Source organism: Mucilaginibacter sp. GW821-FHT07H05, from assembly GCF_059418485.1.
In genome coordinates this window covers 167,723-191,400 of sequence record NZ_JBWKPY010000007.1, presented here as the reverse complement: position 1 = coordinate 191,400, position 23,678 = coordinate 167,723, and the positions used below count along the sequence as shown (strand labels likewise).

Genomic DNA, 23,678 nt, shown 5'->3' with positions numbered 1-23,678 from the left:
GATCTGATTTTTAAGTTTTCTGGTTTAGAAGCCAATGTTTAAGCCAAAAGAGTAACTTTTTAACAAAGGATAATTATAACCATCTCCGTTGGTACTGCCAGCATTCAGGTCCTGATCTGAAGGCACGGCATTCTCTACGTCGATGGTATTCTTGACGATCTTATACATTGGCGAATAAGTGAACAGGTTTTCGCCTGAGAAGAATACCTTGGCGCTGCGCATACCAATACGGTTTATCAATTTTGCCGGCAAAGTGTATCCAACCTGGATGTTTTTCAACCGCAGGTAAGCCACGTTTTGTAAGTACCGCGTTTGTGCTACACCCAATGTACGGTTGGTATTACTGGATGCCGCCCTTGACATGGTTCTTGGGAAATAAGCATCTGTATGGTCCGGCGTCCACATATTCCCCAGTTGAAACTTTGGAATGTTATTATATGGCCTGTTATACTGTCCCCAAAACATTTCTGTTTCGGTACTTGGATACCATTGTTGTTTGCCTACACCCTGAAAAAAGGTAGAAAGGGAGAAGTTATGCCAATTTGCCCCCAGATTAATACCGTACATATACCTCGGTGCAGAGTTGCCGATGATTCTTCTGTCGCCAGATTTGCCTACCTTATTTTCGCCTACATTGATGAAACCGTCACCATTCAGATCCCTCAACTTAATATCTCCGGGAAACCATAAACCTGATGGAGAGGCCCTCATCTGCGGATCTTGCTTAGCGTGTGAGGCAATATCGGCGGCATCTATAAAGAAGCCTTCGGTTTCATACCCCCAAATTTCTCCCAAAGTCTGCCCTTCATAGTAGTCGCTCAGCAGCTTATCAGGATTATTATATTTGTCAATCTTCGTTTTGTTATCCGACAAGGTTAACCTGATATTATAGCCAAATGGATTACTTTTATTGCCAATTTTATCGTTCCAGGTTAATGATACCTCCCAGCCACGGGTAGTTAAATTAGCATAGTTACCTTTCGGCACATCAGCGCCAAATACGGCCGGAGGTGTTAATCCAAAAGTGAACATATCTGTGGTTTTACGCACATAAGCATCGCCGCTGAAGTTCAACTTGCCGGAAAGCATGGTCAGATCCAAACCAACGTTAGTGGTTGTTGATGTTTCCCAGGTTAGGCCATTTGGCAACACAGCAGGGATGCGGGTAGTTTGCGGCTTTACACCATTTAAAATTACGCCCGACTGGCTGATGTTAAAAATTTCCTGGAAGGCATAAGAAGCAATGTTACCATTACCCAGTGAGCCATAAGAAGCCCTTAATTTCAAGTCAGAGATCAGTTTATCTGAAACATGCCAGAATGGCTCGTTATTGATTCTCCAGCCTGCAGAAACGGATGGAAATAATCCGTAACGTTGGTTAGACGGGAATTTGGAAGATCCATCATAGCGTGCATTTACTTCAACAAGATATCTGTCTTTAAATGCATAGTTCAACCTGGAGAACCCGCCCAGGATTGCCCACTGCTCATAACCGCCGCCGGTTGTAATTGCCTGGCCAAGGGCAAGGTTTAAATCGCTGGCATCTTCAAAAATGATCCCGTTACGTTGCACGGCCACCCTGTTATAGGTAGACTGCTCATAGTTGTAGCCGGCCATCGCTTTGAAATAGTGGTCTTTTCCAAAATGATTTTCAAATTCGCCGTAAATATTGGTTGCCAGGTATCTGGTTTCGCGCAGATCGAAGGACAGATCGTTGGTGGTAGTACCTACATAAGCAGTAACGCCCTTGAAGTTGCTATACGGAACCTGGACCCTTTTTTGCTCCCTGTCATTATTCGTATTACGGAATGTAAAATCAGCATTCACACGGAATTTATTGTTAAAGAAATTACTTCTTAAGCCAGTGATATTTCTGAACACCTCACGACGGGTATCAAAGCCATTTTTTCCGTAGATGAAATCGCCAACGGTATAAGCCGCAGCAAAAGTTAATGTGCCATCAGGGTTAAATATGGGCATCGTCGGTTTTCCTTCATCCGCAATGTTTCTCCAGATACCACCGCCTTCACCTACGTTTAGTGGGTTGTGGTAGTTCATTGTTGAATAGTCGGCATTGTTTTCAATACTTAACCAGGGAAATACCTGTACAGAGCCTCTTGCACGCAGGTTTTTCATGTCGTAATCGTCACTATTGTATCTGAACAAGCCCGCCTGGCTTAATGATCTGGCCGAAACCAAGAAAGTCGCCTTGTCGCTTCCGCCGCTTACCGACACGTTATTTTCAAATGCCGAGGTGTTCTTTTTATATAATGCCGCGTAATAATCGGTATTGCCATAATAAGTATACTCGCCCGTGGTTGGGTTTATTTCAACCTCGTTATACGGCTGTCCCGATTCGGCCCTCTTCTTAAATTCATCCAGATAAGCCTGCGAAAACTTTTGGGTTTTGTTTGCATTTTGCGGGAAGGCGCCATCACCGTTAACAAACGCTTCTGCAAACATTTTGGCCCAGGTATAGCCATCGGTTACAAAATCAGGCCTGGTTATCGGCGCTTTGATGGCGTAGTTGGTAGTATAGGAAACGTTGGTGCGTCCTTTTTCTCCTTTCTTGGTGGTAATCAGCACTACCCCAAACACGCCCCTTGCGCCATAAATGGCCGCAGAGGCGGCATCTTTAAGGATAGACACGGTTTCAATATCATTTGGATTTAGCAAACTCGGATCACCTTCAAACCCATCTACCAGGATAAGCGCGCTGCCGCCCTGGCCAATGGAGGTGGTGCCCCTGATATTGTAGCTGGGCGATTGCGTTGGCTTTCCATCCATCATTTTAAGGTTCAGGTTGGGTAACATACCCTGAAGCCCTTGTGTAAGATTGGTGATAGGCCGGTTCTCGAGGTTCTTGGAAGAAATTTGATCAACAGCGCCAGTAGCGTTGGCCCTCTTTTGTGTGCCGTAGCCCACAATGATCAACTCATTTAAAGTACCCGATTCGGCTTTTAATGTAATGTTTAAAGGCAAATTTTCACCAGCTTTTACAACGATTTTGTTTAAGGTTGTTGAAGCATACGAAACATAGGTAACAGAAATAGTATAGGTGCCGACAGGGACACTTACACTAAACGTACCATTGATAGCGCTTACCACTGCTTTGTTCAGCTCTTTAATAATAATAGTGGCCCCGGGAAGTGGTTCGCCTTTTTCATCAACCACCTTTCCGCTGATGGTTCCCGATTCCTGTTTATCCACCAGGTAGGTGGTTTTGCTCAGCCTTTCGGCTGCGATAGCCTGCACCGAAGTTACAATTGCGCATGCAAACGCAAAGGAAACGCAGACCAGTACCTTGAATTGAGGTAGTAATTTTTTTTTCATATTGATGCAAATAGTTTTGGTGTTCTTCTAACATTTTTTTGATTGATAGAATGCGGCAAAGCTATTTGCGGTATGTGAACGGGATGTTAACCTATTTTAATCTCTAAACTTTATTAAAGGATATGTAAGACACATTTTTCGGTGGGCGCGTGTTAAGTCACACGGATCGTCTTTTTTAAGGATAACGCTGTTATCTGTAAGAAGCTTAGACGATTAAACAAACTAATACTTCTTAAAATAGCGCAGTTGAGCTAAGCTTTACCGCCCAAATCCCGCCCTTTACCGATTAGCCGGCCATGTTAACCTTTTTTGCATAGCACAGGCCGCGTCATCTCGTTAGTTTTGCTGCCAGATGGCGCTGATCAAATTTTACATTTTATTTAAAATGTTTGCTTGAGTTGCACGTCTATACAAATATATAATGCGAGATCCTATGAAAAACGATGACTTAATACAGTTTGCTGATGGTTTAACTTTAGCGCACACACCACCTGATCAGGAAAAAGAGCTGGCTATCCTGTTCCTTGATATCCGCAACTTTACCGGTCTGATGGAATCCCAGCCGGGCCAAACCGTTATCCAGGTGGTCCGTCGCTTATTTACCACCTTTAACCAAATTGTTAAGAAATTTGAGGGTAAGGTGGTAGAAGTTGCCGGCGATAGCATGTACGCGGTGTTTGGTTTGCAAACTGAACTGAAGGAATCGGTAAATTATGCTTATCAGGCCGCTAAAATGATGTTTCAAACCGTAGGACTGTTCAACGACGCCTATACGGAACCTTATGACGGCGGACCATTGGAGATCGGCGTAGGCCTGCATGCGGGAAAAGTGTTTGTTGGAGAATTTGGTTTGGACGGCGCACCGCAATTATCTGTAATGGGCCTTCCGGTAAATATCGCGTCCAGGTTACAGGCTAAAACCAGGGAACTGAATAACGACTTCCTTATTTCTGAATATGCTTACCAATTGTTAGCATCTAACGGCGATAGTTCCAGCTACAGCACGGTTGATCTGCGGGGCGTAAGTCAGCGCCAGCAAATCCGCCTGGCGGGGAAACCCTATCATAATCAGCGTTACTTAGCTAACCAGCAACAAGATTTCGACTATTTATTGGCTATTTCGGGCTAAGACCTGTTAAGTGGACATTGTACGTTAACGCTTAAGCTGCGAATGAAAAAAATAACCTGTTATGAGTTTACATCATAACAGGTTATTTTATATTATTCAATATTAATATCCGGGGTTTTGAGTTAAATTAGGATTTAACTGAATTTCCCTGAGCGGGATAGGGAATAAATTTAAGTTGGCCGTGATATTACCAATAGTTCCATTGACAGATCCGGCAGCTTTAAATGCCGTCATTACCGGTATAAAAGTGTTCCAGCGTACCAGGTCAAACCATCTTTCGGCTTCAAAGCAAAGCTCCACACGGCGCTCGTTACGGATGGCGGTACGTGCATCAGTTTGGTTAAGCCCCAGTTTAGCAGCCAGCCCCGCGCGTGTACGGATCAGGTTAAGCTGTGTTAAGGCTTCGGTGGTTTTACCGTTTTCATTTAAAGCTTCCGCGTAAAGCAAAATTACATCGCCATAACGTAAAACCGGCCAGTCATTATCGCCCTCGCTTACGCCTGTTACTGAAGGGTATATGAATTTCTTGGCATAATAGTACGTCAGGCTTCCGGTAACAAACACACCTATAGATGTAGCCAAACGGTTGTCTCCAGGCTCAAAAGCGTTATAAAGATTGGCTGTGCCCACGTTATTACTGTTACCTGTAACCGATGTAGTAATAGTGGTACCTGATGGCTGCGGTACAAAGCCACGGGCGTAGGTATTGCCTTCGCTAAAACCGCCGCTAAGATATTGTACCGAGAAGATAATATCCTTGTTATTATCATTACCTAAACCAAATACCTGGTTAAAAGGTATCAGCGTACCGGCAGTGGCTGATACGGTTGCTAAAATAGTTTCGGCCTGCGTATACTTATTTTGAAACATATACACCTTGCCTAATAAACCGTTGGCAGCAATGCTGGTTGCGCGGCCAATATCAGTCCCGGTGTATGATGCCGGTAATACAGCAGCGGCCTCGGTCAGGTCTTTCTCTATCTGGGCGTATACCGCTGATGCAGTTGCGCGGGTGTAAGTATAGGCCTGTTGTTCAGATGTAATCTCGGTAAGTACCAAAGGCACACCACCAAACATACGTACCAGGTTAAAATACATTAAAGCCCTTAAAAATTTAGCCTGTCCTATATAGCTGTTGCGGTTAGCGTCGGTCATTACAGGTGTGCCAACATGCCCCAATACAATATTGGCATAGGCTATGGTAGCGTAAAACCGGGTGTAAGCATTTTGCAGGTTAGTAGAAGTGGCGGTCCAGGTTAGCTTATCCTGCTCACCATACAGCACCTCGCTTTCGCCGTAAGTTTGGGTATTATCCGAAGGTACTTCTCCAAACCCATATTGCTCGTTGTAAATGGGCCTAAGGCTGCTGTAGGCGCCGGTAAGCGCGCTTTTGATATCAATCTCGGTATTATAATAAGTAGTAACCGGAACAATTCCCTGCGGCGTAAGATCTATAAATGATTTTTTGCACCCGGGTAATATAACAGCAATGGTAAGTACTGTAACACTGCTTATAATTAATTTTTTAATTTTCATGATCGTTAGTGTTAAGGCAATTAAAATCCAAAATTGATACCTACAATAATTGTGCGTGCTACAGGATAAGTTCCCTGGTCAACACCCGGCGTAGTTGGATCGCCGCCCATAATATTGGCTTCGGGGTTGTAACCACTGTATTTGGTGATCAGGAACGGATTTTGCGCCGTTACATACAACCTCGCCGATTTAACAAAAAGTTTGTTCAGCTGCCGGTCGGTAAAGCGGTATCCCAGTGTGATGTTCCTTACCCGCATGTATGAGCCATTTTCTACTGCCTGGCTGGTCAGCGCCGGGCCCGGAAGCGCGCTGCTGGCAGTTGTGGCAGCATATTTCACATCCCGGTTTGGATACAACGGATCGTAATAATTGTTATAAAAATCGGCGCGCGAGTTTTGGTTATTGTTACCTGTTATAGTTTGCCGGTTATTTCCGTTGATGATATTTACACCCTGTACACCTTGCATCAAAATGCTTAGGTCAAAGTTTTTATATTGGAAGGTATTGGTTAAACCATAGGTAAAATCGGGCAGGCCATGACCTAAATTCGTCATATCATTAATGTCAACCTTACCATCGCCGTTTTGATCTTTGATAATAAAATCGCCAACATTATTGCCGGTAACCTGTTTAGGATAAGTGGCCAGGTCGGTTGCATTTTTATACACGCCAATGATCTGGTAGCCGTACATAATGCCCAGCGGTTTGCCCACCTGCACCTGGTATACGTTGTTCCAACCGTTGATGGCCCGTACAGCCGGTAAAGCACTTGGCCCCCCCAAATCAAGTATCTTGGTTTTATAAGTAGAGAAGTTGGCATTGGTACTCCAAATTACTGCGCCTAATTTAAAGTTGGTGTTGGCTGTAAACTCAAAACCTTTGTTTTGCAGCTTACCCAGGTTAGCCTGATACGATGATGTTGAGGTTGCGGTTGAGGCATAACCTACAATAAGCGGTAAAGCCTTATTAAGCAGCATACCGTTTGAGTAGCGCACAAAATAATCAAAAGTGAACACCAGTTTGTTTTGCATTAAGCCCAGATCGGCGCCTATGCTGGTTTGGTCGTTCTTTTCCCAGGTCAAATCGGGGTTAGCGAAACCTACTTGCTGCGTACCAAACAACCTGGTGTTACCCGATGCGTAGTTTCTGTTAAGGCCAATGGCGTTTACGTAAGTAAAGCTACCAATATTGGCATTACCTGTGCGTCCGTAACCACCGCGTATCTTCAACTCATTTATACTTAATTTTTCTAATTTCTCTTTCATGTACGGCTCTTCGGTTATGCGCCAGCCCATGGAGAATGATGGGAATACTGCATACCTGTTGTTAGGGCCAAAACGCGACGAAGCATCCTGACGAACAGCCGCGGTGAACAAATATTTACGGCTATAATCGTAAGTGAACCTGCCCGCGTATGATACAAATGTGTTGGCATCAAAAGCTTCGACACCTACGGTATTTGGCGAAGCCAGCGGACTTTGCACAGCGGTAGTGATAAAGGTACCGGGAACACCTGCGGTATAGTTGATTTGCGAGTTATACTTTTGGGCAGAGAATAAACCCAATACATTAAAGTGATGCTTACCTACCTGCTTATCATAAGTGGCGGTGTTTTCCCAAACCCAATCAAAACTGGTGCGTACATTATCTGAAGCAAATATGCCGCCTAACTGCGGGTTTGAAGCCGAGGCCGTTGGCGCTAAGCTATAGGCCATTGTACCCGGTATATAAGCATGTACCTGCTCATTCTCTAAGGTAGCGCCTAAATAGGTTTTTAGTTTCAGGCCGTTAACAGGTGTATATTCTAAAAACGTGTTACTTAACGTACGGAATGCCCTTGAACGGTTAATAGACAAGCTTAAAATACCTACCGGGTTATAAAAGTTAGCTGCCGAAAAAACAGCAGTTGGCGAAAGGTTATACCCCAGATCCCGGTCATACGGTTGCTGAATATCGCCGTTAGCTTTATACACCGGTACTATCGGCTGAAAAGTTAAGGCCTGGTTAAGCGGGCTTGGTAAATTTACATCGGCCACTAAGCCCGGCACCCCAATTAAATAATCGACAGGGTTAGCGCCTGCACCGCTGGCCTGGCCCGATGATGGCTGCCTGAATTGTTCGGCATAAGAAGGCGAAATGGAGAATCCGAATTTTACATTTTTTACCAAATCGGCATCCAGGTTTAAACGGGTGGTATAACGGCTGTATTCGGTCCCTATCAATACCCCTTTCTGTTTAAAAAAGCCGGCCGAAGCATTAAAGCGGACTTTTTCGCTACCGCCCGAAGCGTTCAGTTCAAAATCACTTACAGGCGCCGAGCGGAAAATAGCCTTTTGCCAGTTAACATCAGGCAAACCTGATATATCGCCATCTAAAATAGTAGGATATACCTGGCCTCTTAACCTGCTCAGGTTTTTCACCTGGTCTACATACTGGTCTTTTGTTAAAACTTTGATAAACCTGTTTACATTTTGGATGCCGCTATAAGCAGTAACGGCAAAGGTAGTTTTACCGGCTTTGCCCCTTTTGGTGGTTACCAGTACTACGCCATTAGCCGCACGCGAGCCATAAATAGCTGCCGATGCCGCATCCTTCAATATTTCCAGTGATTCGATATCGCCGGGGTTAATCAGGTTAAAGTTAGCTGGTGTTTCCAGCGGATAGCCATCAACCACATACAGCGGATCGTTTGACGAACTTAACGAACTAACACCACGCACGCGGATGGTTGGCGCAGCGCCGGGCTTAGCGCCCTGGTCCGACTGTACCTGCACACCCGCAGCTAAGCCTGCTAAGGCTTCGCCCGGGGTACCAACCGGTTGGTTACCAATATTTTTTCCATCTACTTTGGTAATGGCCGCGGTAACAGTAGCGCGCGATTGCGTACCATAACCTACTACCACTACATCGCTTAATGTTTTTGGCGCATCAAGCATGGTAACGTTTATCTGCGTATTGGTTCCAACAGTAACTTCCTGTGTAATTAGCCCAATAAACGAGAATACCAATACCGCGCTGCCATCAGCAACTTTAATGGTGTAATTACCATCCACATCGGTAGTTGTACCTAATTTGGTGCCTTTTATCTGGATGCTTACCCCCGGCAGCGTTTGCCCTTTGCTATCGCTCACTTTACCGGTAATGGTTATAGGTGCCGGTATAATTATTAAAGGCTTAATCGGTATCACTACTTTTTGCCTGATCACTACCGTGTTATCATCGCCATAAACAATATCAACATCCTGGTTGGCAAAGCACTGCTGCAGCACTTTCTTTAAAGCAATTTTGTTTACGTTTATGGTTACGGTATTGGCCGATTTAATAATTTCGGCATCGCATATAAAGTTGTATCCGGTTTGTTTGGTTAACTGGTTAAGTACTTCTTTAACAGGGGTATTTTTTACATTTAAACTTACTTCCTGCGCATAGCTTGCCGCATTCACCTGTAAAATGGTAACCATTAAAATAATGATTGTAAGTTTCATGATCAATAGGATTTTAGGTGCATGCCAAGGCATAGCCCCACACCTAAGTGCAGTAAAAATTTTATACATTTGTTTTAGGATTAATAGTTGGTTATCGTATTAATTGGTATTTATCCGCGTTAGCCATCATGGCTAAACAATACCGGGGGTGGTCTCAACACTCCCGGTTTTTGGATATAGAGGGAACGTAATTATTTGCTGATAATGGTTACCCTCCTTCCCTCAACATCAAAGTGAACTTTATTCATCAATTCTATATTTTTAAGCAGGGTTGATAAACTTTTGCCGCGCGAATAGTTACCTGTAAAGTTGATATGATCCATATTGCCTTTAAAGGCCACATCAACATCATACCATCTGGATATAGCATTCATTATGCTCACAATATTCTCGTTATTAAACATAAACATGCCGTTTTTCCAGGCCATTACATCATCAATATCAGCAGGTTCAACCGTTATATCTGTGCTTAAATTATTAACCGCCATTTGTCCGGGCTTAATCAGGACTGATTTGTTTTGATAGTTAACCCTTACCGATCCTTCTAATAAAGTTGTAGTAATGTTATGCTCATCCGTATAGGCGCTGATATTAAAGTGTGTACCCAAAACCTCCACAACCTGCTTATTATTTACGTTTATTTTAAACGGCATATTTTTGTTTTTAGCCACTTCAAAATATGCTTCGCCGGTTAAGGTAACCTTACGTTCAGTGCCTGTAAATGCGCTGGGGAAAATGAGTGATGACGATGAGTTTAGCCAAACCTTAGTACCATCGGGCAGGGTAATATCATATTTACCGCCACGGGGAATAGCAATTGTATTAAGGGTATTGGCGGCTAAAGCGGCATCACCCTTGTTATTGCTCTTAATGGTTAGGCCATGGCCCGATTTGGATATCACCGTGCCACCCTGCCGGCTTAATAAGCCATTGCCGGCGCTATCTAAAGTAATACTCTTCCCGTTAGCTAAGGTCAGCACCGCTTTGTTAGATCCGGGCTGGATCTCGGTATTTATTTTTTTAACCGGACCGGCTGCCGTATAAGCCTGGTTTGTTTTAACTGTGCTGATGAAGTATCCCCCGGCAGCGATAAACAGCAATATGGCAGCGGCAGCATACCACCATCGGTTAAAACTGATAACCCGGGCCTGGGACGGCTGCATACTTTGTTGCAATTTTTGCTGAAGCAATAGCTTGATGCGGGCCTGATCACCCATTTGTTTGCTATCCCACTCATCGTTTACCATACCAGATTTTTCCTGATAGTCTTTTATCAGCAATTCTTCCTGTAAAGTACAGGTGCCGTTTAAATACTTCTCGCATAGAGAAAGGTATTGTTCTTCTGTCATGAATAATGAAGCCGCTGGTTTAATAATCGGTTATATAAGTATAGATACATAACTGTGCAGCAACACACATAAAATTTATTATTATTTTAAAAATTCATATTTTCAGTTGATCAATTTAGTTAAGGATAAAAGGCAATATATTTTTTATTAGATATTAAATACATAGCTTTATCCCACCAATTTGCATGCTAAACAAAAGTTTATCAGACCCTGAATTAATTTTAGCCATCATTAATAACGACGAAAAGGCGTTTAATGAGCTATTTGAACGCCATTGGGCGCGGGTGTATGTTGTTGCCTGTAAATACGTAAAGGACGAAGAGTTAAGCCTTGAAATTACCCACGACATTTTTTTAAACATCTGGAATAAGCGCCACCAGCTACACATTAATTCTTTTAAAAATTATGTACTTACTGCTGCCAGTTATCATGGCATACGTAAAAGGCAGATGCAAAAGGCTACCCCCATACAATATGTAGAGGATTTAGGCTATACCGAAACCGAAATGCACCCCATAAGCCCGGCCGTTACCATAAACGCGGGCGAAACCAGCATCCAAACGCAGGAACTGGATACAGAAGTTGACGCCTTATTAAATGAACTACCCAAAAGGTGCAGGGAGATTTACCTGTTAAGCCGAAAAGACAACCTCTCTATCACCGAGATAGCGGCCATGCTCCATATCTCTAAACGTACGGTGGAGAATCAATTAACAAACGCGCTAAAACACCTCCGCACATCATTACAATATACGGTGATCTTATATTTTTTGTTAAACCGCTAAACTTATAGTAAGGCCAAATTTGGGGCGAAATTATTCTTTACGTGGTTGATATTGGTCGGTTTTGCGGTAAAGTGTAATTAATCCGACGTTTAAAAGCCGGCCGGTTTCGGCTTACGTAACTTTAATCTATCTTTGAGTCCAAAATTTATAATCGCATTCAATGGCAAAGGCATCTGAAATTAAAGTAGGGAATATATTACGTTACAACGGCGAGCTGGTAACCGTTACCGAAGTGCTGCATCGTACACCGGGTAAAGGCGGGGCATTCTATTTAGATAAATTCCGTAATATCAAAACCGGGAAAATTGTAGAGGCCCGTTTAGCCACCGACGAACAGGTGGAAATTTGCCGGGTAGAAACAAACGATTTCCAATACCTGTACGAAGAAGGCGACTACCTGGTGATTATGGATAACACCACTTACGACCAGTTTAATATCCCAAAAACACTTTTTGGTACAGCGGTAAAGTTCCTGAAAGAAGGGATGAATGTGATCGTTTCTTTTGAAAGTGAAGAACCAATTATGGCGCAGGCCCCCAACAATGTGGAACTGGAAATTACTTATACCGAGCCGGCTGTTAAAGGCGACACTTCATCGGGCGCGTTAAAATCGGCTACGACAGAAAACGGGGTTGAAATTAAAGTACCGCTTTTTGTAAACCAGGGCGACAAGGTAAAGGTTGATACCCGCACCGGAGAATACCTGGAACGCGTAAAATAAGCGGCCCTAAAAAATCAGACTGATCTGTTGTTATAATTTGCCCTCAAGCTCCCTGGCTTTAGCGCCATTGGCTGTACCTGTGGGCACCAGTTTTAACCATTTTTTAGCCTGTTCCTTATTTTTCTGTTTTACATAGCTTAGCGCCATATAATACGCCGCATCGTATTTAAAAGCCGATTGGCCCTGGTATAGGGTCTGCAGTATCACCCTTGCTTTGGCCTCCTGCTTGTCCTGTATCAGGGTGATGGCGTAGTAGTAGGCTACCAGGCTTTTGGCGGTATCGGCAGCATATGCTTTGGCCAGCAAAGGTTCGGCCTGGGTAAATTCCTTTTTATTATAATAAGCGGCGGCTTTTTCCAAATCAGTCTGCGGCCCTACCCCACGCTCGGTAACCGACATGGTAGTGGCTGTATCATACTGCTCGTACAAGCTTTTGCGCCAGGGGTTAAATATCAGCAAGCCAATAATTAACACTGCCGCCACGCCCGAGATCCAGCGGGTATAGACTTTAAAGGATACTACCTTAGCTTCGGGTTTAAAATATTGATTGTTTAAGTTGCCCAGGGTTTGTTTCAGTTTATCCAGGTTTTCATCGGGCGCAAAGTGTGTGCGTAACGCCATAGTGGCATGCCTGTATTGTTCAACATACCCCTTCAGTTCCGCGTCGGTTTGTAAAAGCAACTCAAAGTCCTTTTGTTCCTGCGCGTCCATCTCCCCATCTGCATAACGGGAAGCCTGTAAAATGCTATCGTTTTCCATCGCCGTTTTCCGTTAATATTGAACCAATTTAATTAATGATGCCATACATTCCGATTTCTTTTTGCGCAGGTACCCATAGGTAACACCCATAGCTTCGGCCACCTTTTCCTGTGCCTCGCCCTGCATGCTCCAGCGGATAATTTCCTTGCACCGTTCGCCCAATTTCTCAAACGCAGCCACAAAGCGGTCGTTCTGCTCGTTCTGCTGCTCCAGTTCATCGGCTAAGGCAAAAGTATCCTCGCTGCTATGTAATACATCGTCGGCATTATTTGTTACCGGTAATAATGCTCTTTTTTTTAATTCGTTAAACCATTTGCGCTTGCACACCAAAAAAACAAAGGCATTAAAGGGGCAGGTGAGCTGCAAATCCTTGTTTTTTGCCTGGTGATAAATATCAATTAAAGCTTCCTGGAAAATATCGGCGGCATCATCCTCGGTACCATTATTAAAGCAGATGTACGATTTTACCTGCCGGGCGCAGCTTTTATACACCTCGTCAATAAGCGCGGCATCATTATTCAGCAGGGCTGTTATATAACGCTGGTCGGGATGGGTTTTGGCCATAAAGTAGGTAGGCGGTGTGTGTGGTTTTCGGATTAAATATAATGTTTATTCCGAAAACTCCCGTCATTTCGAACGAACCGAAAGGGTTGGTGTGTTGGAGTGAGGAGAAATCTTATACGTGCGATAAATTATAAGATTAATTTTTTTTGAAAAGCAGTGCCAGTGCTACTATTAGCGTTTGTTCCTGCTATCCGTTCCAAATCCTCATTCCGTCCTCGCTGTAGCCAACACACGCTGCGGGTTTTCCACTTCGATCAGGTTTATGGTGAACGGTTGTGCCGGGTAGACTCACCCCGACGACGCTTCGCTGGTCGGCCCTCTCTTCGCGTTCCGCGGAAAGAGGGCTGGAAGTAGCGGATTTTTAAGACTTACGAAGTTTTAAAAACTTCGTAAGTCTGTCCTTATCCCCTCTTTCCGGCGAAGCCGAAGAGAGGGTGGTCGGCGAAGCAACGACCGGGTGAGTTTTCGCCGCCATACCCTCCCCCCCAAAAAAATAAAAATATTTTCAAAAAAGGGGGTAACAAATTTTCGCTGCCGCTGATATAGATGCAAACAACGATAAAAACGGCGGATGCAGAAAAGCCAAAACAGAGTAAGCGATAAAAAAATTAAAAAATAGAAATCATGAAAAAGTTCAATTTAACCCAATTAGCAGTAGCAGCCATCTTAGCATTATCAGTAGCATCATGCAGAAAAGAAAAAAGCAGTCCATCTATCAACGCCGATGCCACCCCGCAGGAATTTGTGGAAAGCAACGCCCCTAAAATGCAAAGCCAGTCAATCAACGCTTCGGCCCTGCCACAATCGGTAACCTTTGCAGGCGGCACTAAAATTAACTTCCCTGCCGGATCTTTAACCATTGGCGGCACACCGGTTAGCGGTAACGTAACCGTAAGCGTAATAGAAATATTGAAACGTAGCGATGTGCTGTTCAGCGGAAGCAATACCAACCATATCAGCGGCGCGCCTTTAGCATCAAACGGGTTTATTTATGTAGATATTAAGGCCAACGGTGTAAGTGTAGATCATAACATGGCCGTACCGATGAAGGTATCTATCCCGGTTAAAATGGCAGGCGCTACCCAGCTTTGGGAAGGTGTCGATCAAAATGGTGCAGCCTTGCAACCCGGCGCAGCCGCGCAAATGGCATGGGCCGCACCACGTGTTGGTGCAAACGGACAAGGTGGCGTAAAAGAAGTAGGCCCTACCGGCGCAGCCTTTATATTCGACTTTGGCACAACCGGCTGGATCAATACCGACGTATTCTACAGCTATACCAATCCTAAAACCACTGTGTTTGTCGATCTGATCAATAACCCAGGCACATTGTCATCGTTCCACTCGTACAGCGGCGAAACTTATGTTTACTTCTGTGCAAAAGGCAGCAATGTATGCGCCCAATTGTATACTGTAGCCGGCCCTAATAGTGTAAAAAGCTACGATAACGTAATGCCGATTGGCGTACAAGGCAAAATGTTAAGCTTCTCTATCAAAGACGGTAAATACTACTATGCCGAGTTGGAAACTACGATAGTTGCCGATCAACATGTAAGCCTTACCCTGACCGAAACTACCGAAGCCGCTGTTCAGGCAGCCATTAATAGTCTGGATAATTATTAATCCACCCAAAATCAACTGAATAGATCATAGCGATGGGTTTCGTACCCATCGCTATTTTGTGCACATATGGTTTTTAGTTTTATATTTAAATTGTTTTTCAGCTACCAATTAAGCCTGCCTCATGAAAAAGATCTTCTTGCTTGTATTCATTTGCGGTTTTTCAAAATTGCATGCACAGGTTAAACCGGCTATTGTTCCGGCAGATACCGTCCCGGCTATTATCAATCATACTATGGATGGCAGCGCGGTGAAATTCGGCTCACAACTGCGCGATTTAAGGCCCATAGCCGGTGCCCCTGCCCCATTCTATACCTACCTGTGGGAGTTTGGCGATGGTACTTTCAGTTTCGAGAAAGACCCATTACATCTTTATACAGATACCGGCAAATATAGCGTCCACCTGTTTGCCACCAATAATTATGATGATGGCAAGCGCCCCCCTACCCGGCCAAAGCCCATCGTGGTAAAATCGGCGAAAGCCATGCTGGCATCGGCACCCGTACCCGGCTTTTTTAAAATGGGTGGCAGCATCAGCCTGAAAAACAACTGCATGCCCAAACCCGGCGATGATATGATACTGATAATGGGTTATCGCAACAAAACTGAAAACCTGAAGCAAAATCTGAGCGGCACCATCGCCATGATGTATAACGATAAGGAGTTCAGCAATAACAACTTTGAACTGGCCGAATCGCGCGTTTATCATAAGGAAACCGCTACGGATTTGAATAAACAAGGCGCGCTGGCCGCTAACCCGGTTAAAAGGAAAAGCGACCAGATATATTATGCATCGATTAGTCCGGGTATTACCCAAACACAAATTGACGAGCTGTTAGCCAACGAAGCCCAGGCCATCCGCGATCAGCTGGCAAACTTTAAAAGCAACCAGGCCTGGCATTTTGAAAAACTGAAAGCCGGCGAGGAGCATTTTGTGTTTATGCACTTTAAAACCACGCCCGAAATGATCAAAGATACCAATGCAACGGTAAGGCTAACCGGTGTTTTTATTCCTGATGATCCATCGGTAGAAAAAGAGGTGTTTAATATGGAGTTGCAGATCGTCGCCTCCCACGATCCTAATAAAATGTCCATCAAAAAAACACGGATGAATTATCGCCTGACCGGCAAAAATCGCGAACTGACCTATAAAGTGCGCTTCCAAAACACAGGTAAAGGTCCGGCTAAAAAGATTAATGTCGGCGTAAGCCTTTCGCCTGTTTTTGATCCGGCTACTATCACCGTCAGCAAAACTAAACCCGAGCTGCCGGTTGGTACCGCGGCCTATGCCAATCAAAGCTATCTGAATACGGTGACCAGTGTGGATAGCGTTCACTTCATCTTCAATAATATTTACCTGCCCGGCACCCAGCAAGAGGGTGTTAACGATGCCGACTCGACCATGGGTTTTGTAGAGTATAAGATCAGGTTTAAAGAGAAACCGCCCAAGCTGCCCATCTATACCAGCGCCGCCATAGTGTTTGATAAAAATGAGCCTATCTATACCAACAAAGCCGCGGGCCGGTTTAAAATGGGGTTATCTCCGGCCATTATTGCGGGTTTGGGTTTCCCTATCCAAGCTAAAAACGGGAGCTACTTAACGCAGAAGAATATCGTTTTGGGGGCCAGTATCGCGCCCTATTCGCCGTATAAAAAGTATTTGCAGGCCGAGATCTATTTCAGCGATTTCCAGGAGGTATCGCAAACCCGTACGGTTACCGCCAATAAGGATACCACGGTGGGTAAAGATCGCTACGTTATTTCCGAACGCTCGCAAACCACCTCCAGCAAAATAACCACGCTAAATATTGTACCGGTTTCGTTGCGGTATAACTTCAACGCCTGGGTTGGCGGCGGTGTAGGTGCCATGGTATCACTGGATTTAAATAACACTTTTAAAAACAACATCAACTACGCCCTAACCGGGATAAACGGCGTGAGCAATACCAATGTGGAGGCGCTGGCCGATAACGTAAAAAAAGCGTTCTCAGATGCGCGCGCCTCGCTATTTGCCGATGTGGTGGTGGGCAGGGTACGTGTAGGCCCGGCTTTGGGCTTCCGGTATTTTTATGATACCAAATCAAGTGTGTCACGGATGACGACTTATGTGACCTGGAAGTTTTAGACTCACCCGGTCTACGCTGCGCTGGACCACCCTCTCTTCGCCTTTGGCGGAAAGAGGGGATAAGGATATTTGATATCGCAACGTCGGGGTGAGTATAGGGCGAAGAAATTTCTCTATTTTAGCAGGAACATAACCACCTTATGTTCCTGTCGCCCATCCGTATTTGTGCTTTATGCTGCCTGCTTTTTTGCGGGTTGATAGCCTGTGCGCAGGATGCGAAAACTGCTAAGCAGTTAGATGAGCTTAAACAAAAAAACAACCTGGCCGAATGGCTTTACGTTCGGATAGATTATGCCAACGCGCATCCGCAACAAAACACCTTTTTACGCAATACCCAAAAAGAAGCCTGGCGGCAGCCAACAAACACAACCGAGCAGGTGGCCTGGCTGACACTGTTAAGCAGCGAAGGCTATAATGAATTACAGGCCGGAGATATCCTGCGTTCGATTACTTATTACGAGGATGCCTACACCTATTTCCGCAAGTATAAGGTTACACAGTTTGATGTGGTGGAGTATGTGCTGAAACCCCTCGGCAATAACTATACCCGCCTGGGCGATTATGAGCGGGCTGTATTTATCCAGCAAAAGGTAATCAGCATATTAAATACGGCCGATGATGCCGATAACATTGCCGCCATTTATAGTAATATGGCCATTACCTACTATAATATGGGTCGTTATCATGATGCCGAATCAGCTATAAGCAAGGGCATGGGACTGGTTAAAAACCCGCAGGTACGGTTTAGTTTGAATAACACGCTGGCCGATATCCTGCTTGAAAAGGATGAATTGAAACAAGCGGAAGTATTGCTCAATAAAAATATCGTATCGCAAAAAAAAGTTGACCAGGAAACCGCCTACTGGCTGATGGGCAGCTATACCACGCTGGGCAATATCCATATCAAAACCAATAACCTTAACCACGCCCGGCAGGATTTTAATCAGGCCCTGCACCTCATTGACACCTATTATCCCGGCGACAGGTTACGCGAAAAAGCTAATCTTACCGCTCGGTTAGGGAAGATAGAGCGCCTGCAGCATCAGCCCCAAAAAGCTTTGGCCTTATTTAACACCGCGTTACAGATCCTGAGGATCAACACCGGGCAAAATCAAACACAAATTCAAAACATCTATGGCGAAAATAAGCTGGTAGAGATCTTCCATGAAAAGGCGCTGACCTATCAGCAGTTAAAGCAGGATGAGCCTGCGCTGGATAATATGCGCTATGCCCTGCTGGCAACCGACAGGATCCGTAAAGAATTTGCCGATAACAAAACAAAGGAACGCCTGCAAAAAGAGGGTAAGGATATAGCCGAAGCCGCTATAGAAATGGCTTACCAGCGCTATCAAAAAACCCTGGATAGGCGCTATACAAATCTGATCTTAACCATAGCGGAGCAAACCAAGGCGCGCACACTTGCAGACCAGATCCAGAAAACTAATCAGCAGCTGGCAGCTAATGGCGGTGATACTACGCTGCGTAAAAGGTTGGATATGGAACGTGCCATTGCTTATCATGAGCGGCTGATGATGACGGAAAAAGGTGATTCCAAATATCAGAAAAAGATAGACGCGCTTAAATTTGACCTGGCCTTGCTGAACAAAAAATACCGTGAACAAGCTAACGCCGGGGTACTGCCGGCAGCTGATCTGCTAAAAGCATTACCCGGCAATTTACATGTGCTCGAATTCTTTTTTGGAGCAAGATCGGTATACGTGATCGACATAAAAAACCGTGTGATAACAAATGTTAGCCGGATAGATAGCGCGGGGCGATTTCACTTACAGCTTACCGGGTTTATTAATAGTTATTATCAAAATGGCCCGGGCGCTATGGTAAACAATCCCCAGGATTTTTACCGGGCATCGCATACCATTTATGCTACAATATTTAACAACATCAATCTAAAAAAGGACGAACATTTGTGCCTTGTACCCGATGATGTATTGGGCTACCTGTCGTTTGACGGACTGGTCACCGACGGCAAATATGAACCTGCCCTATCGCGGTGGCCTTATTTAATTAAAAAAATGATCACTACTTATGCCTTTTCGTTAAATACATTGGTTACCAACCAGGCGGATATTCCATCCGCAAAAGGCTTCAGCGGATTATTTATAACGCATAATAAAGCTAATGATAAACCAATCATAGCCGTTAAAAAAGAATCGGAAGCTATTAAGGCCCTGGTTAAGGGCGATTATGTGTACGATGATCAAGTAAACGCCAAATCGTTTTTTGATGCTTTTGAAAATTCAGCTGTGTTGCATATCAGTACCCATGCTTATTTATCCGGGCCCAATAAGGAGCCCACGCTGGATCTGGGTAAACAACAGCTCTTCCTGTTTGAACTGCTGCCTAAACAGCACAAGCCAAAACTAATTGTTTTAAGCGCCTGCCGCACCGGCGACGGCCTGCTGGCGGAAGGGGAAGGCATTATCAGCCTTTCACGCGGGTTCAGCGCTATTGGCACACCTGCTACCATAGCTGGTTTATGGAACGTGAATGATGAAGCAGTATCATCCATCACAGCCAATATGTATGCAGGCTTAGTTAAGGGACAAAGCAGCGGTACCGCCTTGCATTCGGCTAAATTAGCCTGGTTGAACCAGCCGCAAACATCCGATGCCGTGTACCTGCCCTATTACTGGGATAGCCTGGTACTGATGGGGACGGATGAACCTTTACACCTAAAACCAACGGATAATTTGGACTTGCTATATAAAATAGCGGGCAGCCTGGCCGTTATCGCCATCCTGTTTATGACCTGGAAAAATCGGACATGGTATTATAAAATAACCCGGCTGAGTGTTTAATTAAATTGGCCGGCCAGCTGTAACGCGTTGCTGTCGCTGCCGCCGGGGCAAATGCTTACGTATCACCTGGTACAGGGTTGCCAAATCGAACGGTTTTCGGAGATAACCGTCAAAACCAAAATCGTGGTAATGCACGTCAATGTCGTTATCGCAGCTTAGGGCTATCACCGGCAGGCGCGGAAAATGCGCCTTGATCCACCCGCAAAGCCGCTTACCGGCATAGTTACTTAACCAGCAATCCAACAGCAGCAGTTTTGGCCGATGCCGCCTGATCAGCTCCAGGGTATTAAAGTCATGGTTTTCCAGCCTGTAAACCTGGTAGCCTTCCATTTGTAAAGCCGTGTTAAGGATATCCAGTATCGCCGCATCCGGCTCGTGTATCAGAATCGTTTCCATAGTTCTTTATTTAGCAGACGTAAAAAAGACAGAAACAACAAGCCTTAACAGAAATATTCCTGTTAGTTGTGTAATGAATAACGACGCGATCTTATCGCTTAGTATGTTTTAATGAATTGATTTTATCCATAAACGTGTATATGAAAACAAATGGTAACGGCGCTGCCGTTTGGATGATAAACCTGATCATCGATAATGCAGATGATACGGGCAAACCGTCTTAAACCGGCAGGGAGCAGATCAGCATCCAAAAAGGAAAGCATTCCCTAATCTATCTTCGCGCTCCTGAGCCGCAACGAGTTCAGTATAACAGATACCGAGCTGAAACTCATAGCCAGTGCCGCGATCATCGGTGAAAGCAAGATCCCAAACATCGGGTATAAAAGTCCCGCGGCTATAGGTATCCCTAAAACGTTGTAGCCGAGGGCAAAAAACAAGTTGCCCTTAATATTGCTCATTACCTTGTGACTAAGCAGGCGGGCTTTGGCAATCCCGCCCAGATCGCCTTTAACCAGGGTAATCGCCGCGCTTTCAATGGCCACATCGGTGCCGGTACCCATAGCAATGCCAATATCTGCCTGAGATAAGGCCGGGGCATCATTAATACCATCGCCGGCCATAGCTACTTTTTTACCGCTTTGCTGTAATTTTTTTATTTCGCTCAGTTTATCTTCCGGCAGCATCTGGGCTTTAAAACCATCAAGGTTCAAGGTTTGGCTTACCGCCCGTGCGGTATCATCATTATCCCCGGTAAACATGATCACCTGCAACCCTTCCTGTTGAAGTTTTTGAATGGCCGCTTTGCTGCTGGCTTTAATTTTATCAGAAATAACAACATAACCAACCGCGAGTTTCCCAACTGCCAGGTAGGATACCGTTTTACCTTGTTTCTGGGCCGATTTAACCTGTTCTTCCAATTCCGGGGAAATTTCGGCTTTAACATGCTCCATTAACTTCTGGTTGCCCAGCGCAAGGTCTTCTTTCCCAAGCACGCCGGTAACTCCTTTGCCTGTTACCGCCTCAAAATTTGAAATAGGCCGGGCGTTTATCTTTTTCTCTTCGCCGTAACGCAGGGTAGCCTGTGCCAGCGGGTGCTCGCTGTTTTTGTTCAAGGCGATGATCCTTTCAAGGACATCATGATCGGTAAGATCGGGGTTGGTGCTGACAACCTTTTCCACCGAGGGCTTTCCTTCTGTCACTGTTCCGGTTTTATCAATGATCACCACATCAATAGCGTTCATTTTTTCCAGCGATTCCGCATTCTTGATCAATACCCCTGATTGCGCACCTTTTCCCACACCAACCATTACCGACATAGGTGTGGCAAGGCCAAGCGCGCAGGGGCAGGCAATGATCAGCACCGCAATAGCATTCACAAAAGCGAACACATAGGAAGGCTGGGGCCCATAAATTGCCCATACTACAAAAGTCGCAATAGCAATAAGCACTACAACAGGCACAAAATAGCCCGAGATCTTATCTGCCATTTTTTGAATGGGTGCTTTGGAGCGACTGGCCGTATTAACCATTTCAATAATATGGGATAATAAAGTCTCCGAGCCTACTTTTTCGGCCAGCATTACAAAAGTCCGGTTGCCATTGATCGTGCCCGACCGTACCTGGTCACCCGGTTGCTTATCTACCGGAACAGGTTCACCTGTGATCATGGATTCGTCAATCGTTACTTCCCCAATTTTAATACTGCCGTCAACCGGGATCTTTTCGCCTGGTTTCACACGCAGCATATCACCTTTTTGAATATCATCAATGGAAACCTGTATTTCCTTATCATCCACAATTTTTGTGGCTATGTTAGGCGCTAATTTCAGCAGTTCCTTAATTGCATTATTGGTTTTTCCATGGGCGCGCGCTTCTAACAGCTGGCCTAAAAGCACAAGGGTGAGTATAACCGTGGCTGCTTCAAAATATACATATACGGTGCCGTGATGGGTTTTAAACTGATCTGGAAAAATACCCGGGAACAATAAAGCGAACAGGCTAAAAAGCCATGCAATGCCGGCTCCTATTCCAATTAAGGTGAACATGTTCAGGTTCCAGGTAATAACCGACCGCCACGCACGCTCAAAGAACATCCACGTAGCATAAAAAACAACCGGTATAGATAAGCCCAATTGTACCCAATTCCAGTACCGCAGGCCCATCAGTTTAAACAGCGGGTTACCGGGCAACATTTCCGACATGGCGATCAGGAAAATGGGAATGGTAAAGATGGCCGCTATTTTAAATTTGAGCAGTAAGGCATTGTATGTTTTATCATCCTCTTCTTCGTTTGTAGCCATAGGCACCAGGTCCATCCCGCATATCGGGCAGGAACCGGGCTCATCCCGGATAATTTCGGGGTGCATGGGGCAGGTATATTTACCTGGTTTTTTTGCAGATGGCTGCTTCACCAGATCCATGCCGCAAACGGGGCAATCTCCCGGCTTATTGTAGGTTTTATCACCTTCGCAATGCATCGGGCAATAATATGTGCCCCCACTGTTATCATGATGAGGTTTTACGGCCGCTGCGGTATTATGATGGGCATGCACAGGTTTAGTAGTATCATGCGCATGGGCTTTTGGTGAATGAGCTGCTTCTCCATGTTCATGGTGCCCGCTCATTTCAATGGTATAGTTGCCCGCAAGCGAAAGCGCCTGCTGCAATTCGGCTACCGGTATATGCTTATCCATGGTAAGCACTGCTTCCGGCGGATGCAGGGTAACCTCTGCCGAAACGCCGTCAATAGCATTCAATGTCTTTTCAACTTTGCCGCGGCAGCCATTGCAGCTCATTCCAGTTATTTTATAGGTATGTTTCATAACGCTCTCTATCAATAGGTAAGTGTAAACCCTCCGCCATAACCCATATCACTATAGTAATGAGTGGAGAGGGAGAAATATTTGGTAACGATATACCTGAACCCGGCCATATACTCTTTATCGGTATTGCCCATCAGGTTAAACCTTAACCTGGCCGTAATGGGCATACCTTCGCGCATCGATTATTTTGCTGCCCAGGTTTAAACCAAAGCTTTGTCAAATAACAGTCGGCTTAAAC

The 23,678-nt window shown here is 45.0% G+C and carries 15 protein-coding genes; 6 read left to right on the top strand and 9 right to left on the bottom strand.

All coding sequences use genetic code 11. The annotated features are described in order from the left end of the window. Positions 1-24 precede the first annotated feature (24 nt). Complete coding sequence (locus tag AC07M6_RS19175; protein WP_494892227.1) at positions 25-3,333, bottom strand: SusC/RagA family TonB-linked outer membrane protein; 3,309 nt, start codon at positions 3,331-3,333, stop codon at positions 25-27. Positions 3,334-3,766: 433 nt separating this feature from the next. On the opposite strand from AC07M6_RS19175, the gene AC07M6_RS19170 reads away from it, so the two are divergent. Continuing rightward, entirely contained in the window at positions 3,767-4,462 is a 696-nt protein-coding gene (locus AC07M6_RS19170; protein WP_494892225.1) for an adenylate/guanylate cyclase domain-containing protein, read from the top strand. A gap of 102 nt (positions 4,463-4,564) precedes the next feature. Here AC07M6_RS19170 and AC07M6_RS19165 read toward each other — a convergent pair whose 3' ends face one another. The 3 genes from AC07M6_RS19165 to AC07M6_RS19155 all read right to left on the bottom strand — a co-directional run bounded on the left by AC07M6_RS19165 (position 4,565) and on the right by AC07M6_RS19155 (position 10,832). Beyond that, positions 4,565-5,998, bottom strand: a complete 1,434-nt coding sequence (locus AC07M6_RS19165; protein WP_494892223.1) for a RagB/SusD family nutrient uptake outer membrane protein — start codon at positions 5,996-5,998, stop codon at positions 4,565-4,567. A 20-nt stretch (positions 5,999-6,018) separates the two neighbouring features. Next, positions 6,019-9,459, bottom strand: a complete 3,441-nt coding sequence (locus AC07M6_RS19160) for a SusC/RagA family TonB-linked outer membrane protein (protein ID WP_494892590.1) — start codon at positions 9,457-9,459, stop codon at positions 6,019-6,021. 215 nt (positions 9,460-9,674) lie between these two features. Then, the gene (locus AC07M6_RS19155; protein ID WP_494892221.1) at positions 9,675-10,832 is read right to left on the bottom strand and encodes a FecR family protein; all 1,158 of its coding nucleotides are present in this window, start codon (positions 10,830-10,832) and stop codon (positions 9,675-9,677) included. Between the two features lie 185 nt (positions 10,833-11,017). On the opposite strand from AC07M6_RS19155, the gene AC07M6_RS19150 reads away from it, so the two are divergent. Both AC07M6_RS19150 and efp read left to right on the top strand, forming a co-directional pair. Further along, positions 11,018-11,617: an RNA polymerase sigma factor gene (locus AC07M6_RS19150; protein WP_494892219.1), complete on the top strand. Its 600-nt coding sequence runs from the start codon at positions 11,018-11,020 to the stop codon at positions 11,615-11,617. A 160-nt stretch (positions 11,618-11,777) separates the two neighbouring features. Then, the gene (efp, locus tag AC07M6_RS19145; RefSeq protein WP_494892217.1) at positions 11,778-12,338 is read left to right on the top strand and encodes an elongation factor P; all 561 of its coding nucleotides are present in this window, start codon (positions 11,778-11,780) and stop codon (positions 12,336-12,338) included. Between the two features lie 30 nt (positions 12,339-12,368). Here the strand turns inward: efp and AC07M6_RS19140 are convergent, their stop codons facing one another. Both AC07M6_RS19140 and AC07M6_RS19135 read right to left on the bottom strand, forming a co-directional pair. Then, the gene (locus tag AC07M6_RS19140) at positions 12,369-13,097 is read right to left on the bottom strand and encodes a hypothetical protein (RefSeq protein WP_494892215.1); all 729 of its coding nucleotides are present in this window, start codon (positions 13,095-13,097) and stop codon (positions 12,369-12,371) included. A 12-nt stretch (positions 13,098-13,109) separates the two neighbouring features. Next, a complete protein-coding gene (locus tag AC07M6_RS19135; RefSeq protein ID WP_494892213.1) occupies positions 13,110-13,661 on the bottom strand; it encodes an RNA polymerase sigma factor in 552 nt (183 codons plus the stop codon). A gap of 624 nt (positions 13,662-14,285) precedes the next feature. On the opposite strand from AC07M6_RS19135, the gene AC07M6_RS19130 reads away from it, so the two are divergent. The 3 genes from AC07M6_RS19130 (at position 14,286) to AC07M6_RS19120 (ending at position 20,222) form a co-directional block, all read left to right on the top strand. After that, positions 14,286-15,281, top strand: coding sequence for a hypothetical protein (locus tag AC07M6_RS19130; RefSeq protein WP_494892211.1), 996 nt, complete (start codon positions 14,286-14,288; stop codon positions 15,279-15,281). A gap of 121 nt (positions 15,282-15,402) precedes the next feature. Then, complete coding sequence (locus tag AC07M6_RS19125) at positions 15,403-17,403, top strand: PKD domain-containing protein (protein WP_494892209.1); 2,001 nt, start codon at positions 15,403-15,405, stop codon at positions 17,401-17,403. A gap of 140 nt (positions 17,404-17,543) precedes the next feature. Continuing rightward, positions 17,544-20,222 (top strand): CHAT domain-containing protein, encoded by a 2,679-nt coding sequence (locus tag AC07M6_RS19120; protein WP_494892207.1) that lies wholly within the window; start codon positions 17,544-17,546, stop codon positions 20,220-20,222. On the opposite strand, the gene AC07M6_RS19115 is transcribed toward AC07M6_RS19120, so the two are convergent. The 3 genes from AC07M6_RS19115 to AC07M6_RS19105 all read right to left on the bottom strand — a co-directional run bounded on the left by AC07M6_RS19115 (position 20,223) and on the right by AC07M6_RS19105 (position 23,619). Then, positions 20,223-20,618 (bottom strand): response regulator, encoded by a 396-nt coding sequence (locus AC07M6_RS19115; RefSeq protein ID WP_494892205.1) that lies wholly within the window; start codon positions 20,616-20,618, stop codon positions 20,223-20,225. A 266-nt stretch (positions 20,619-20,884) separates the two neighbouring features. Beyond that, entirely contained in the window at positions 20,885-23,440 is a 2,556-nt protein-coding gene (locus tag AC07M6_RS19110) for a heavy metal translocating P-type ATPase (RefSeq protein WP_494892203.1), read from the bottom strand. An 11-nt stretch (positions 23,441-23,451) separates the two neighbouring features. Continuing rightward, complete coding sequence (locus AC07M6_RS19105) at positions 23,452-23,619, bottom strand: hypothetical protein (protein ID WP_494892201.1); 168 nt, start codon at positions 23,617-23,619, stop codon at positions 23,452-23,454. Between the last annotated feature and the right edge of the window lie 59 nt (positions 23,620-23,678).